Here is a 13,741-nt window from a genome sequence, read left to right as displayed (position 1 = left end):
TTTCCCTATGACAGATATATGCGCCCGCCGGCGTTTGCGGCGCGGTGTGTCGCGTGCATCGTGCCGCGGCGCCCGCGCGCGTCCGCACGGTGGCTGCCAGCGCTTGATTGCATGGCGCCTCAAGAAGCGCGCCGCGCGGTCGTTAACGCGAGAGAGACCATTCCGAATACTGCTTCGCTGCCATGCCTTTGCCGATCGTGATCGCCGACGACTCTTTGCTCGCTCGCAAACTTCTGACAAAGGCACTGCCCGGAGACTGGGACGTCGATGTCGCGTATGCGGCGAATGGTCGCGAGGCGCTGGCGCTCTATCGTGACGGCAAAGCTTCCGTGATGTTTCTGGACCTGACGATGCCCGACATGAACGGCTATCAGGTGCTGGAGACACTGCGCCACGAAGATCTGAACACGTTCGTGATCGTGGTATCCGCCGATATTCAGCCGCAGGCGCAAGCACGCGTGCGCGAGTTGGGCGCGATCGCATTCGTTGCCAAGCCCGTGACGTCGGAGGCATTGCTGCCCATTCTCAAGGAGTATGGGTTGTATGCCTGAATCGGTGTTCACGGCGGAGCAACGCGACGCGTTGCAGGAGATCGCCAACCTCGCGATGGGCCGCGCCGCCGCACGGCTCGCGCTGCTGCTCGGACATTTCATCGAATTGTCGGTACCGCGCGTGCGCGTCGTGAAGGCCGCCGATGCGGGCGACGCGCTGCGCGAGATGACGGGCATCCGCGAGAACGTGACGGCCGTGCGCCAGGGCTTCCGTTCCGACATCAAGGGCGAGGCGATCGTGCTGTGCCGCAGCGCGGGTGTCGCGCGGCTCATGTCGCTGATGGACCGCACGTTCGGCGACGGCGTGTATGCCGGCATGGCGACGCAGGACGAGGTCGTGTTCGATGTCGCGAACGTGCTGATGAGCGCGTGCGTGTCGTCGATCCTCGACGAACTCGGCCGCAAGCCTGTGTTCTTCCCGCCGGGGCTGCTCGGCGCGAACGTGTCGTTCGACGACGTGTTCCAGCCGAACGTGCTCGCATGGAGCGTCGCGCTGCTGCTCGAAGTGAATTTCGGACTCGAGGATCACGCGTTCCGCGCACATTTCGTGATGCTGATGGCCGAGGATTCGATCCGGCTGATGGGCGACTCGCTCGACGCGTTGCTGTCCGCGCTATGACCGCTACTACTATTACTACTACCCGCCCCACCACCACCGCCACCGCGGCATCGCTGAGCGATCTCGTGATCGAACGGGTGGGCTTCGGCCTGTTCGTGCTCGACCGCTCGATGACCGTGCTGATGTGGAATCGCTTCATGCAGGACCACAGCGGCATCCCGGCCGCCGACGTGATCGGCCGCAACCTATTCGACTGCTTTCCGGAGCTGCCGCGCGCGTGGCTCGAACGCAAACTGGAGAGCGTGTTCCAGCTCGGCAGCTTCGCGTTCAGCTCGTGGGAGCAGCGGCCCTACCTGTTTCGCTTCGAGCACGACCGGCCGATCACCGGCGGCGTCGACTACATGCAGCAGGACTGCACGTTCATGCCGCTCACGCGCGGCCGCGAGGTCGAGGCCGTGTGCGTGACGATCTCGGATGTCACGCACGTGAGCGTGATGCAGCGCGAGCGCGAGGAAGCGGTCGCGAAGCTGCGCGAGCATGCGAATCGCGACGGCCTCACCGGCATCGCGAACCGGCGCTTCTTCGAAGCGCGGCTCGGCGACGAGTTCGCGCGCTGGCAGCGCTACGGCGGCGACCTGTCGATGCTGCTGTTCGACCTCGATCACTTCAAGACGATCAACGACCGGTTCGGGCATGCGGCCGGCGATGCGGTATTGCGCGAGACGGCGCGCCGCGTCGCGTCGATCGTGCGCTCCCAGGATACGTTCGGCCGCTTCGGCGGCGAGGAATTCGCGCTGCTGCTGCCGTGCACGAATCTCGACGAGGCGATGCGGGTGGCCGACAAGGTGCGCGACGCGATCGGCCGCACGCCGGTCGACGCGGAAGGCGTCAGCGTGCCGGTGACGGCGAGCGTCGGCGGTGCGTGCGCGACGCCGGGCGTGACGGCGCCCGACGTGCTCGTCAACGAGGCCGACACCGCGCTCTATCGCGCGAAGCGGCTCGGGCGCGACCGGTCGATCGCGTACGCGTGAGCGCTGCGTGACCGTTGCGGCGCCGTGCCGTCGCCGTGCGTCGTTCAGCTTTTCGCGATATCCACGAGCACGCTCGCCAGCACGCCCGGCTGCGACACGAACGGCGAATGGCTGCTGTCGAGCTGGTGCACGTGCGTCGGGTTGCCGGGCACGAACGCGTCGGCTTCGTCGATGAAGCGCTGCTGCAGCGCGGGCAGGATCACGCGATCCGCCAGGCACTTGATGTAGTGACGGTCGATCGCCCCCCAGCGCGCGGCGGTCGTCGGGATCGCGGTCGCGAACGGCGCGGCCGGCACGTCGCAGGTCATCAGGTTTGCCATCGCCTCGAAGTCGGCCTGCGCCGCGTCGTCGTACAGCGCGCGCTTGGCCAGCGCGCGATACGCGGCATCGCCGCTGCGCGGATCGATCCGCAGCGCGCCGGCAACGCGCGGGCTCGCGAGCATCAGCGGCGCCAGCATTTCGCCCTTGTTTTCTGGCGCGCGCACGTAGTCGAGGCCCGGCACGCCCGACGCGGGCATGAACGCGGCGAGATAGACGATCTTCGCAATCTTCTCCGGCGCGCGTTCCGCCGCGGCCGTGATCGCGAGGCCACCCATGCTGTGGCCGACCAGCACGACCTTGCCATGGCCGAGCGCGTACGCGTCGTCGACGGCCTCCATCACCTGCGTCGCGTAATCGTCGAGCGTGGTATTCGCGACCGGCGACGGCTCGGCGCCGAAAGCGTCCTTGTCGAGCGGCCGTTCGAGATACGATGCGGGAAAGCGGGCGTTGATGCCGTGTGCGGGCAGATCGCGCGCGATCGACAGGTAGCCGCGCTCGGCCAGCGCGGCCGCGACGTGCGCATAGCACCACGCACCGTGCCACGCGCCGTGCACCAGCACGAAAACGGGATGGTCGGAGGGCGCGGCGGCGGTTACGTTCGTCTCCATGGTGTCCGTCTTTTTCGAGAAAGATGTTCATCTTAGACGAAGGTGCGTGGCCGAAACGGCGCGCGTTCAAGCCGGCACGCGCGGGCCGACTGTGCGCATACCCGCACCGGTTGCCGCGACGAAGCCCTTTTGTCTCCTACAGGCCACATTTCGTCCTGATCTGATTTGATTTTGCGCCGAAGCGCGCTAATTTGACACTTTGCTTCCGATGGCGCCCCATGAACGTCGACTACCTTTTCTACCGGCGGCCTGACAAGCCCGGCCCCTATTCCCTCGACGACCTCGGCGAGATCGCGCCGCCGATCGGCCCGAGCGACGCGGTGCGCGCCGGAATCACCCGCGTGTTCGACCAGCTCGACTGGCACGAGTCACCCGACGTACCGGGCGCGTGGTTCGGCACCGGCGGCGCGTCGTTCCAGTTCACGGCGGAGCCCGACGGCTGCGTGACGAGCTTCATGGGCTCGCGGCTCGAACGCCGCTCGGTGCTGCAGCTGACCCGCGAAATGGGGCTCATCGCCCTCGATCTGCAGCGCGACATCGTCTACGGCTGACGCGCGGCGCGACGCCATTCCCCGCCGGGGCCGGCCGCACCAGCTCCCGCCGGCCTTTGCGCGGCCCGCCAGGCGCGGCACGGGTCCGCCATCGAACTTCAAAGATTGCTATACTTTCGCCCAATTCCGGCTTCCGGCCGGTAATTTGTGCCTGTCTGCGTCGATCGTTCGCATATCTCGCACGCATTTGACGCCCTGACCAACCCAGCCGGGCATGGCTTCTTCAATCGCCCCGCGTGGGCGTCTCCGTGGAGCTCGTCTTGGCCGTTTCCAATCTCGTCGTGGACGAACAAGAAACCGACGCCGCTGCCGTCACATCGGGCAGTTCTTTCTATTTGGCGATGCGCATCCTGCCGGCGGTGCAGCGCGACGCGATGTTCCAGGTCTACGCGTTCTGCCGCGCGGTCGACGACATCGCCGACAGCGACCTGCCGCGCGCCGAGCGCAACGCGGGCCTCGATCGCTGGCGCGCGGACATCGACGCGTGCTTCGCCGGCCAGCCGCCGCGCCATCTGGTCGCGCTCGAACGCGAGATTCGCGCGTTCGACCTGAAGCGCGAGGATTTCCACGCGATGATCGACGGAATGGCGATGGACGCCGCCGAAGACATCTGCGCGCCGGACGAACCGACGCTCGACCTGTTCTGCGATCGCGTGGCGAGCGCGGCCGGCCGTCTGTCGGTGAGGATTTTCGGGATTCCCGAAGCGCAAGGCATCACGCTGTCGCACCACCTCGGCCGCGCGTTGCAGCTGACGAATATCCTGCGCGACATCGACGACGACGCGGCGATCAACCGCTGCTACCTGCCGCGCGAGCTGCTCGCGCGCGAAGGCATCGCGATCACCGATCCGGCGACGATCGTGCGCGACCCGGCGCTGCCGCGCGTCTGCGCGACGCTCGTCGAGCGCGCGCTCGAGCATTTCCGCGCGGCGGACGCCGTGATGGATACCTGCACGCGTGCGCAGGTGAAGGCGCCGCGCATCATGTCGGGCGCGTATCGCTGCATTCTGGAGGCCGCGATCGCGCGCGGCTTCGCGGCTCCGCGCGCGCCGCTGCGCAAGCCGAAGGCGCGCATGCTGATGATCGCCGCGCGTTACGCGTTGTTCTGAGCCGATGCCCAGAACCGTCCACGTGATCGGTGCAGGACTCGCGGGCCTGTCGGCCGCCGTCGAGCTGCAACGTCGCGGGCGGCGCATCGTGCTGCACGACGCGCATGCGCACGCGGGCGGCCGCTGCCGCTCGTGGTTCGACGGGACACTGAACACGACGCTCGACAGTGGGCTGCATCAGGTTTTCGCGGGGCAGCCGGCGACGCAGCACTACCTGCGTGCGATCGGGGCGGCCGATCAGCTCACTGGGCCCGCGCTGCCTGAATGTGCGGTGGCCGACGTCGCGTCGCAGCAGCGCTGGACGCTGCGCTTCGGCAACGGGCGCTGGCCGTCGTGGCTGTTCGACGCCGCGTCGCGCGCGCCGGGCACCACGCCGCTCGACTACCTCGCGCTGGCCCCGCTCGCGTTCGCGCGCACCGGCCGCTCGCTCGCACAGACGATGCGATGCGACGGCGTGCTGTGGGATCGTTGGCTGCGCCCCTATTTCCTCGGGGTGCTGAACGTCGAGCCGCGCCACGCGAGTGCCGAACTCGCGCGCGCGGTGCTGTGCGGCACGTTTGCCGCGGGCGGCCCGGGCTGCCGGCCGCTCGTCGCACGCCACGGGCTCGGCAGCGCGTTCGTCGAACCGGCGTTGCGGATGCTGCAGCACGGCGGCGCGCAGATCCGGCTGAACTCGCGGCTCGACGCGTTCGAATTCGGCGCGCACGGCAATGCGGTCGATGCGGTCACGGTCGGCGGCGAGCGCGTGGATCTCGCCCCGGGCGACGCGGTCGTGCTCGCCGTGCCGCCCGAGGTCGCGCAGCCGCTCGTCCCGGATCTCACCGCGCCCGACACGTTCAGCGCGGTCGTGACCGCATACTTCGCGGTCGACGCACCGGCCGGCGGCACGCCGCAGACGACCGTCGTCAACGGTGTGGTCGACGCGGTGCGTGCCGGCGGCGGCATGCTCGCGGCGACGATCCGCGACGCGGGCCGCTGGCTCGACATGCCGCGCGACGCGCTCGCGCGGCGCATCTGGGAAGACGTCGCGCGCGTGAGCGGCGCGAACCCGGAAACGATTCCCGCGTGGCAGCTCGTCGTCGAGCCCCGCGCGGGCTTTGCGGCGGTGCCGTCGCAGGAAATGAAACGTCCGGCCGCGCGTACGCGCTGGACCAATCTCGTGCTGGCGGGCGACTGGATTGCCACCGGCTTGCCCGCCACGATCGAGGGCGCGATCCGTTCCGGCCAACTGGCCGCGGACGTGCTCCAGACACAGTAAGTAACAGAGGGACCGATGAACGATCTCACCGAAATGGCTACCCTGTCCGCCGGCACCGTGCCGGCCGGGCTCGACGCCGCCGTCGCCAGCGCGACCGACGCGCTGCTGGCCGCGCAGAACGCGGACGGACACTGGGTCTACGAACTCGAGGCCGACTCGACGATTCCCGCCGAATACGTGCTGCTCGTCCACTATCTCGGCGAGACGCCGAACCTCGAGCTCGAACAGAAGATCGGCCGCTATCTGCGCCGCGTCCAGCAGGCCGATGGCGGCTGGCCGCTGTTCACCGACGGCGCGCCGAACATCAGCGCGAGCGTGAAGGCGTATTTCGCGCTGAAGGTGATCGGCGACGACGAGAACGCCGAACACATGCAGCGCGCGCGCCGTGCGATCCACGCGATGGGCGGCGCCGAGATGTCGAACGTGTTCACGCGGATCCAGCTCGCGCTGTACGGTGCGATTCCGTGGCGCGCGGTGCCGATGATGCCGGTCGAGATCATGCTGCTGCCGCAGTGGTTCCCGTTCCACCTGTCGAAGGTGTCGTACTGGGCGCGCACCGTGATCGTGCCGCTGCTGGTGCTGAACGCGAAGCGTCCGATCGCGAAGAACCCGCGCGGCGTGCGCATCGACGAGCTGTTCGTCGACCCGCCCGTCAACGCCGGGCTGCTGCCGCGCCAGGGCCACCAGAGCCCCGGCTGGTTCGCGTTCTTCCGCGTGGTCGACCATGCGCTGCGCGCGGCCGACGGCCTGTTCCCGAACTACACGCGCGAACGCGCGATCCGTCAGGCCGTGTCGTTCGTCGACGAGCGCCTGAACGGCGAGGACGGCCTCGGCGCGATCTATCCGGCGATGGCCAACGCGGTGATGATGTACGACGTGCTCGGCTATGCGGAAGATCATCCGAACCGCGCGATCGCGCGCAAGTCGATCGAGAAGCTGCTCGTCGTGCAGGAGGACGAAGCGTATTGCCAGCCGTGCCTGTCGCCGGTGTGGGACACGTCGCTCGCCGCGCATGCGCTGCTCGAGACCGGCGACGCGCGCGCCGAGGAGGCCGTGATCCGCGGCCTCGAATGGCTGCGCCCGCTGCAGATCCTCGACGTGCGCGGCGACTGGATCTCGCGCCGCCCGCACGTGCGACCCGGCGGCTGGGCGTTCCAGTACGCGAACCCGCACTACCCGGACGTCGACGATACCGCGGTGGTCGCGGTGGCGATGGATCGCGTGCAGAAACTCAAGCATGACGACGCGTTTCGCGATTCGATCGCGCGTGCGCGCGAATGGGTCGTCGGGATGCAGAGCAGCGACGGCGGCTGGGGCGCGTTCGAACCGGAAAACACGCAGTACTACCTGAACAACATTCCGTTCTCGGATCACGGCGCGCTGCTCGATCCGCCGACGGCCGACGTGTCGGGCCGCTGCCTGTCGATGCTGGCGCAGCTCGGCGAGACGCCGCTGAACAGCGAGCCGGCGCGCCGCGCGCTCGACTACATGCTGAAGGAGCAGGAGCCGGACGGCAGCTGGTACGGCCGCTGGGGGATGAACTACGTGTACGGCACGTGGACGGCCCTGTGCGCGTTGAACGCCGCGGGTCTGACGCCGGACGATCCGCGCGTGAAGCGCGGCGCGCAGTGGCTGCTGTCGATCCAGAACAAGGACGGCGGCTGGGGCGAGGACGGCGACAGCTACAAGCTGAACTACCGCGGTTTCGAGCAGGCGCCGAGCACCGCGTCGCAAACGGCCTGGGCGCTGCTCGGCCTGATGGCGGCCGGCGAGGTGAACAACCCGGCCGTCGCGCGCGGCATCGAGTACCTGATCGCCGAGCAGAAGGAACATGGGCTGTGGGACGAGACGCGCTTCACGGCGACGGGCTTCCCGCGCGTGTTCTACCTGCGCTACCACGGCTATCGCAAGTTCTTCCCGCTGTGGGCGCTCGCGCGCTATCGCAACCTGAAGCGCAACAACGCCACGCGCGTGACGTTCGGGCTGTAACGCGTGGCGCCGACGCAGCATAACGGCACGTTGCCCGTCATCGCCGTCACGGGGATGGCGTTCGAGGCGCGCATCGCGCGCGGTCATGGCGTCGAGGCCGTGTTCGCCGCGCGCGCCGACCGGCTCGAGCGCGCGCTGGCCGAGGCGACCGCGCGCGGTTGCGCGGGCATCGTGAGCTTCGGCACGGCGGGCGGGCTCGCGCCCGACCTCGCGCCCGGCGCGCTCGTGATCGCGGACGCGATCGACGGGCCGTTCGGCCGCGTGCAGACCGATCCGGCCTGGAGCGCGCGGCTCGTCGCCGCGCTGCACGACACGCCGGTGTGGGCGCGCGTCACGCGCGGCACGATGGCGGCGGTTAGCGCGCCGGTGGTCAGCGAACAGGAAAAGACCTCGCTGCATCGCACGAAGGGCGCGCTCGCCGTCGACATGGAATCGCATATCGCCGCGGCCTTCGCGGCGTCGCGCGGCGTGCCGTTCGCGGTGTGCCGCGCGATCGTCGACCCGGCGTGGCGCACGCTGCCGCGCGCGGCGACGGCCGGCCTGCGCGACGACGGCAGCACCGCGATCCTGCCGATTCTGCGCGAACTGCTGAAGCAGCCGTCGCAGCTCGGCCCGCTGCTGCAGGTCGCGGGGGACGCGCGCGCGGCGCGCACGACGCTGATCCAGGCGCGGCACGCATTCGAGCGTGCGGGCGCGATGCGGATCGTCTGAGCGGCGTTCGCCGCTTCTCCTCTTCCTCCTTCTTTTTTCGTCCACGTAGGCATAAAAAAAGAGCGCTGCATGATGCAGCGCTCTTCGGCTTTCCGGCGGATTCCGTGTCGCGTTACTGCGCGGCCGGGCTGCTCGCGGGCAGCGTCGGCATCGCCGGCGCGATCGGGGCGCCGTTGGCGGCCGGCGCCGTCGTCGCACCAGCGGATGCAGCCGCCGGTGCCGCGGCAGGCGCGCTCGCAGGCATCGCACCGTCGGCACCCGGATCGTCGTACTGCGGCAACCCCGGCGCGGCCGGCGCGTTGTTCGGCGCCGCGCCCGACGCACCGCCCGCCTCACCCGGATCCTCGTAGTTCGGCAAGCCCGGCATGGCCGGAGCGGCCGCCGGCACCGCGCCCGCCTCGCCCGGCTCGGCGTAGTTCGGCGGCGTGGCCGAGGCCGACTGGCCGCGATACGTCAGCGACTTGCGCTGCTGCAGATACGCGTCGCGGACGAACGAGTACGGATCGAGCGCCGCCTGCTTCAGCAGGTCGGTCGCACCGAGCAGATCCGAACGCGCGCTGATGAACTGCGCGATGTACATCGGATTGCGCGCGGCCGGCTCGATGTAGTTCAGCAGGTTGAAGCGGACGTCCACCGCGCGGCCGACGCCGTCGCGGATCGTGCTCGGCCCGAACACGGGCAGCACGAGGTACGGGCCGGACGGCATGCCCCAGCGCGCCATCGTCAGCCCGAAATCCTGGTGATGCTTCGGCAGCCCGGCCGGCGTCGCGATGTCGATCAGGCCGGCGACGCCGAACACCGAGTTCATCGCCACGCGCATCAGATCCTGCGTCGCATCGGTGATGCGCAACTGCAGCAGGTTGTTCGCCATGTTGCCGAGATCGCCGAGGTTCGAGAAGAAGTTGCTGATCGCCGTGCGCATCGGCGTCGGCGTGATCTTCTGGTAACCCTTCGCGATCGGCACGGCGATGTTCGTGTCGACCGTGTCGTTGAACTTGTACATCGCCCGGTTCATCGGCTCGAGCGGGTCGTTGGGGTTGCGGTTCGGGCCGGTCGCGCAGCCGCTCAGCACCGCGCTGGCAGCGACGGTCGCCGCAATGATTCGCACCTTATTCATTGTTTCCTTGCGATTGGTTCTGGGCGCGTTTGACGCGCGGTTTGCCCATCAGGACGGGCTGAAACACCACGGCGCCGATCAGGGTGCAGGTCAACGCCAGCGCGAGCAGCTTGCCCATGCTCGACGTGCCCGGATGATGCGACAGCCACAGGCTGCCGAAGGCGGTTGCCGTCGTCGCGGCGCTGAACAGCACCGCGTGCGTGAGGCTCGAGTGCAGCAGGCCCGTCTGCCCGGCGCGCCACGCCATCACGAAGTACACCTTGAACGCGACGCCGACGCCGAGCATCAGCGGCAGCGCGATGATGTTTGCGAAGTTCAGCGACATGCCGAGCAGCACGCACATCTCGAGCGTCACGAGGCCCGACACGAGCAGCGGCACCAGCGTGCGCAGCACGTCGCCGAAGCGGCGCAGCGTGACCCACAGCAGGATCGTGATCGAGATGATCGACCACAGCGCCGCGTGCAGGAACGCGTTGATGATCGTGTCGGCCGAATGCAGGATCGAGATCGGGCCGCCGGTCGCGCCCGGCTCCGCGGCCTTCACCGCCTTCGCGAAGCGGCGCAGCATCGTGTCGTCGTTCGGGTCGACGCCCTTCGGCACCTTCGGCGAGATCTGCACGAGCGCATGGCCGTCCGGCGCGACCCAGTCGCGCACGATCGGCGGCGGCAACGTTTCGCGCGTGACGTCCTGCGGCTGCAGCAGCGTCGCGAGCTGGTTCAGCGCGATGCGCAGCGTGTCGGAGAACGCGTGTTCGGCGCGGTCGCGCGTCGCGCTGTCGGCGGCGGCGAGCTTCGCGAGCGATGCCGACAGATGCTGGGCGGCGGCCGCGCCCGGGCCCGGGTGATCTTCCGCCGCGTAGCCCAGCAGGTCGGACACGCGCTTGAGCGCGGCGACGCGCTGCGCGTCGGTCGCTTTCGGCGCGGCCGGCTGCGTCAGCGCGGGCAGCAGTTCGCTCGCGGCCGCGGCGATCGCCGCGCGCTTGGCCGGCTGGTCGGCCGGGACGAAGGTCGTGAGCGTCGTCGTGCGGCCGACTTCCGGCAGCGCGTCGAGGCGCTTCGCGGCCGCGTCGGCCTCGGCGAGCGACGGCGCGAGCAGCGTGACGTCGTTGACGGCCGCTTCGGGCGAATCCTTCAGCGCGAGCAGCGTCGCCATCGATTCGCTGTGCGGATCCTTCAGGTGCAGCGGGTTGAAGTCGAAGTGCAGGAACGCGAGCAGCGGCAGCGCGCCGATCACGACCGCGAGTGTGCCGATCAGGATCGGCTTGCGATGGCGATCGAGGAAATCGTCGACCGGTGCGAGCCACGGAAAGCCCGGCGTCTTCGATTCGCCCGGCGGCGCGAACAGGCGCAGCAGCGCGGGCAGCAGCGTGAGCGTGGTCAGCAGCGCGACGAACATCCCGACGCCCGCGATCAGGCCGAGCTCGGACACGCCGCGATAGGCGGTGGGAATGAACGAGAAGAAGCTCGCGGCGACCGCCGTGGTGGCGAGCGCGAGCGGCATGCCCATCGAGTGCGCGGCGCCGATCAGCGCGTGATCGATGCGTTCATCGCGGAAGCGTTCCTCGCGGTACTTCACGCCGTACTGGATCGAGAAGTCGACGCCGAGGCCGACGAACAGCACCATGAACGCGACCGAAATCATGTTCAGTGAACCGACCATCGCGAGGCCGAGCGCGGCCGTCACGACGAGGCCGACGAACAGCGTGACGAGCACCGAGCCGATCATCCGCTTCGAGCGCAGCGCGAGCCACAGGATCACGAGCACGGCGAGCAGCGTGAGTGCGCCATTGAGCGCGGCGCCGTCTTCCACAGACGCGAATTCGTCGTCGGCGAGCGGCTGTTCGCCGGTCAGGCGCACGACCGCGCCGTAGCGTTGCTCGAGGCCGAGCGCTTGCGCGGTGTCGCGGATCACCTGGGTCGTTTCCGCACCGGCCTTCAGCGCGCCGTAGTTCACGACCGGCTGTACGGTGACGAACGCGCGGGCGGGCTGGCGCGCGGCATCGCTGTCGACCAGCCCGCGCCACGAGAACGCGGCCGGCTTGCCGGCGAGCACGTCGTCGACCGTCGCGGCGCTGCGTGCGAGCAGCTTCGCCATCGCGGGCAGCTTCACCTGGCCGGTGAGGAGCGGCTGGCCGAGCGTGGTGGACAGCGTGGTCGCGAGGCCGGTCAGGCTCGGGTTCTTCGCGAGTTCATTGACGAGCGGACGCGCGCTCGCGAGCTGCGACGTGGTGTCCGACACTTCCTGCGACGACAGGAACAGCAGCCCGTTGTGCTCGAAGAACGGCCCGCCGCCGGGTTCGGCGACCTGACCGATCCGGCCGGCGTCGGCCTGCTTCTGCAGCGCTTCGGTGAGCGTGTGCGCGGCGGCCGTCGCGAATTCGGGGGCCGGCGCCTCGACCACCGCGAGGATCGTGCCGTTGCGTTGCGGGAAGGCCTTGTCGACGGCCTTGCTGAGCGCGGCCCACTGCGGTTCCGCGTCGACCAGTTTGCTGATGTCCGTGTTGATCTTGAAGTGCTGCGCGACATAGACGCCGCTGAAGACGGCAATGACGAGCGACAGCACGACGACCCAGACGGGGCGGCGTACCGACAATGCGACGAGTCGGACGATGAGAGATGTCACCATGTGGCGGTGGGAAGGGGCTGGCAAGGGCAAAGCAACGAGTATACCGGCGCCGCGTGACGTCGGTCGCAACGTTGCAGCATGAAGGGGCGGGAAGGATATTTGCTCCGCGGCGAGGGAATCGGCGCGAATGATCGGACCATTGGTAAGCGGATATTTACATAATCGGCCCGAATCGTGCCGCGGCGGCGGTCCTGTGACAAAAGGGGCTCAAAGGTAACAGTCGGTCACCGGGCGGCAGGCGGGCGTTCGGGCCGCTATACTTCGACCCACCGGCCGATGCAATCGATGCAATCCGCCGGCCCGTTTTTTCTCATCGAGTGCGATATCCGTATGAAACGTCATCTGTTTGCTTTCGTCGCGGCCGCCGCCGTGTCGGTTTCCGCTTTCGCGCAGAGCGCGCCGGTCGACATCGTCCGCAATGCGGTCGAGGGCACCGTCAACGCGATGAAGGCCGATCCGGCTGCACGCGGCGGCGACATGGCGAAAATCACGCAAGTCGTCGAGCAGCGCTTCCTGCCGGTGACGAACTTCGAGCGCACGACGCGCATCGCGGTCGGCGATGCCTGGAAGCAGGCGACGCCGCAACAGCAGCAGGAACTCTACAAGCAGTTCAGGGTGCTGATGACGCGCACCTATGCCGCGTCGCTCGCGCAGCTCGGCAACCAGGACGCGAAGTTCTCGTTCAAGCCAGGCGGCGCGTCGGGTGCCGATGCGCTGGTGCAGTCGACGGTCACGACGCCGGGCGACAGCCAGTCGGTCGGCTACCGGCTCGGCAAGGTCGGCAGCGACTGGAAGATCTACGACATCGACATGTCGGGCGCGTGGCTGATCCAGGTCTACCAGGGGCAGTTCAAGAGCCAGCTCGTAACGGGCGGCATCGACGGCCTGATCGCGTATCTGCAGAAGCACAACTCGCGGACGAACTGACGGTCGACGGTCGCGGCGCGAGCCGCGATTGAAATGCGACGCTGAAACCACGACGCCCCGGTCGCGAATGCGACCGGGGCGTTTGCACATTGAGCGGTGTCCGTCGGCCTCGACGTTTCCCTAGCGCCGAACTACCCGGTTGATGCCCCAAACGACCAAGCCGGCCACGGCGAGACAGACGGCCAGGACGAGCAAGAGCCCGATCCCCTCGACGTCGTCGGCATGCGCAATGGTGTCGACCCCGAAAAATGCCATCGCCGCTTCGATTGCCGCGGGAATGGGCGTCTCGATCGGGAGGTGGACGAACCAGCGTGCGAGCAGTGTGCCGAGAATGAGGGTGGCCAAGATGTTGAGGCCGTAGCGTGCGAGTGTCATTACTGCTG

At 68.6% G+C, this 13,741-nt stretch carries 13 protein-coding genes; 9 read left to right on the top strand and 4 right to left on the bottom strand.

Annotated elements, in window-relative coordinates; all coding sequences use genetic code 11:
* Window positions 1–182 precede the first annotated feature (182 nt).
* From ACP26O_RS22645 to ACP26O_RS22635, 3 genes are read left to right on the top strand one after another with little or no spacing between them, the layout of a single operon-like run.
* On the top strand, window positions 183–551 hold the full coding sequence (locus tag ACP26O_RS22645; RefSeq protein WP_040138947.1) for a response regulator: 369 nt from the start codon (window positions 183–185) through the stop codon (window positions 549–551).
* Complete coding sequence (locus ACP26O_RS22640; RefSeq protein WP_006751669.1) at window positions 544–1,170, top strand: chemotaxis protein CheC; 627 nt, start codon at window positions 544–546, stop codon at window positions 1,168–1,170. Before ACP26O_RS22645 ends, ACP26O_RS22640 begins: the two co-directional genes overlap by 8 nt.
* Entirely contained in the window at window positions 1,167–2,141 is a 975-nt protein-coding gene (locus ACP26O_RS22635; protein WP_175664345.1) for a GGDEF domain-containing protein, read from the top strand. Before ACP26O_RS22640 ends, ACP26O_RS22635 begins: the two co-directional genes overlap by 4 nt.
* 44 nt (window positions 2,142–2,185) lie before the next feature.
* Here the strand turns inward: ACP26O_RS22635 and ACP26O_RS22630 are convergent, their stop codons facing one another.
* On the bottom strand, window positions 2,186–3,070 hold the full coding sequence (locus ACP26O_RS22630; RefSeq protein ID WP_175664344.1) for an alpha/beta fold hydrolase: 885 nt from the start codon (window positions 3,068–3,070) through the stop codon (window positions 2,186–2,188).
* Window positions 3,071–3,288: 218 nt separating this feature from the next.
* On the opposite strand from ACP26O_RS22630, the gene ACP26O_RS22625 reads away from it, so the two are divergent.
* The 5 genes from ACP26O_RS22625 to ACP26O_RS22605 all read left to right on the top strand — a co-directional run bounded on the left by ACP26O_RS22625 (window position 3,289) and on the right by ACP26O_RS22605 (window position 8,688).
* Window positions 3,289–3,621 carry a hypothetical protein gene (locus ACP26O_RS22625; protein ID WP_006751672.1) on the top strand — a complete coding sequence of 111 codons (333 nt, stop codon included), beginning with the start codon at window positions 3,289–3,291 and terminating at the stop codon, window positions 3,619–3,621.
* A 260-nt stretch (window positions 3,622–3,881) separates the two neighbouring features.
* Entirely contained in the window at window positions 3,882–4,730 is an 849-nt protein-coding gene (gene hpnD / locus ACP26O_RS22620) for a presqualene diphosphate synthase HpnD (protein WP_175664343.1), read from the top strand.
* Window positions 4,731–4,734: 4 nt separating this feature from the next.
* Window positions 4,735–5,988 (top strand): hydroxysqualene dehydroxylase HpnE, encoded by a 1,254-nt coding sequence (gene hpnE, locus ACP26O_RS22615; RefSeq protein ID WP_175664342.1) that lies wholly within the window; start codon window positions 4,735–4,737, stop codon window positions 5,986–5,988.
* A gap of 15 nt (window positions 5,989–6,003) precedes the next feature.
* Window positions 6,004–7,977: a squalene--hopene cyclase gene (gene shc, locus ACP26O_RS22610; RefSeq protein ID WP_175664341.1), complete on the top strand. Its 1,974-nt coding sequence runs from the start codon at window positions 6,004–6,006 to the stop codon at window positions 7,975–7,977.
* A gap of 3 nt (window positions 7,978–7,980) precedes the next feature.
* Window positions 7,981–8,688, top strand: coding sequence for a phosphorylase (locus ACP26O_RS22605; RefSeq protein ID WP_175664340.1), 708 nt, complete (start codon window positions 7,981–7,983; stop codon window positions 8,686–8,688).
* A gap of 112 nt (window positions 8,689–8,800) precedes the next feature.
* Here the strand turns inward: ACP26O_RS22605 and ACP26O_RS22600 are convergent, their stop codons facing one another.
* Both ACP26O_RS22600 and ACP26O_RS22595 read right to left on the bottom strand, forming a co-directional pair.
* Window positions 8,801–9,805, bottom strand: coding sequence for an MlaA family lipoprotein (locus ACP26O_RS22600; protein ID WP_175664339.1), 1,005 nt, complete (start codon window positions 9,803–9,805; stop codon window positions 8,801–8,803).
* On the bottom strand, window positions 9,798–12,431 hold the full coding sequence (locus ACP26O_RS22595) for an MMPL family transporter (RefSeq protein ID WP_126226287.1): 2,634 nt from the start codon (window positions 12,429–12,431) through the stop codon (window positions 9,798–9,800). Before ACP26O_RS22595 ends, ACP26O_RS22600 begins: the two co-directional genes overlap by 8 nt.
* A gap of 330 nt (window positions 12,432–12,761) precedes the next feature.
* On the opposite strand from ACP26O_RS22595, the gene ACP26O_RS22590 reads away from it, so the two are divergent.
* Complete coding sequence (locus ACP26O_RS22590) at window positions 12,762–13,358, top strand: MlaC/ttg2D family ABC transporter substrate-binding protein (protein ID WP_175664338.1); 597 nt, start codon at window positions 12,762–12,764, stop codon at window positions 13,356–13,358.
* 120 nt (window positions 13,359–13,478) lie between these two features.
* Here the strand turns inward: ACP26O_RS22590 and ACP26O_RS22585 are convergent, their stop codons facing one another.
* On the bottom strand, window positions 13,479–13,733 hold the full coding sequence (locus ACP26O_RS22585) for a hypothetical protein (RefSeq protein ID WP_175664337.1): 255 nt from the start codon (window positions 13,731–13,733) through the stop codon (window positions 13,479–13,481).
* Window positions 13,734–13,741 lie beyond the last annotated feature (8 nt).

It is taken from the genome of Burkholderia sp. R-40 (assembly GCF_049942845.1).
Taxonomy (GTDB): Bacteria; Pseudomonadota; Gammaproteobacteria; order Burkholderiales; family Burkholderiaceae; genus Burkholderia; species Burkholderia ambifaria.
This window is presented reverse-complemented; position numbering and strand designations above follow the sequence as displayed.

What these genes read in the sequence shown, in the direction of transcription:
- ACP26O_RS22595 (WP_126226287.1), bottom strand. Translation starts at nt 12,431, where the DNA reads ATGGTGACATCTCTCATCGTCCGACTCGTCGCATTGTCGGTACGCCGC.
- ACP26O_RS22630 (WP_175664344.1), bottom strand. Translation starts at nt 3,070, where the DNA reads ATGGAGACGAACGTAACCGCCGCCGCGCCCTCCGACCATCCCGTTTTC.
- shc (WP_175664341.1), top strand. Translation starts at nt 6,004, where the DNA reads ATGAACGATCTCACCGAAATGGCTACCCTGTCCGCCGGCACCGTGCCG.
- ACP26O_RS22635 (WP_175664345.1), top strand. Translation starts at nt 1,167, where the DNA reads ATGACCGCTACTACTATTACTACTACCCGCCCCACCACCACCGCCACC.
- ACP26O_RS22600 (WP_175664339.1), bottom strand. Translation starts at nt 9,805, where the DNA reads ATGAATAAGGTGCGAATCATTGCGGCGACCGTCGCTGCCAGCGCGGTG.
- ACP26O_RS22625 (WP_006751672.1), top strand. Translation starts at nt 3,289, where the DNA reads ATGAACGTCGACTACCTTTTCTACCGGCGGCCTGACAAGCCCGGCCCC.
- hpnE (WP_175664342.1), top strand. Translation starts at nt 4,735, where the DNA reads ATGCCCAGAACCGTCCACGTGATCGGTGCAGGACTCGCGGGCCTGTCG.
- ACP26O_RS22585 (WP_175664337.1), bottom strand. Translation starts at nt 13,733, where the DNA reads ATGACACTCGCACGCTACGGCCTCAACATCTTGGCCACCCTCATTCTC.
- ACP26O_RS22590 (WP_175664338.1), top strand. Translation starts at nt 12,762, where the DNA reads ATGAAACGTCATCTGTTTGCTTTCGTCGCGGCCGCCGCCGTGTCGGTT.
- ACP26O_RS22640 (WP_006751669.1), top strand. Translation starts at nt 544, where the DNA reads ATGCCTGAATCGGTGTTCACGGCGGAGCAACGCGACGCGTTGCAGGAG.
- ACP26O_RS22645 (WP_040138947.1), top strand. Translation starts at nt 183, where the DNA reads ATGCCTTTGCCGATCGTGATCGCCGACGACTCTTTGCTCGCTCGCAAA.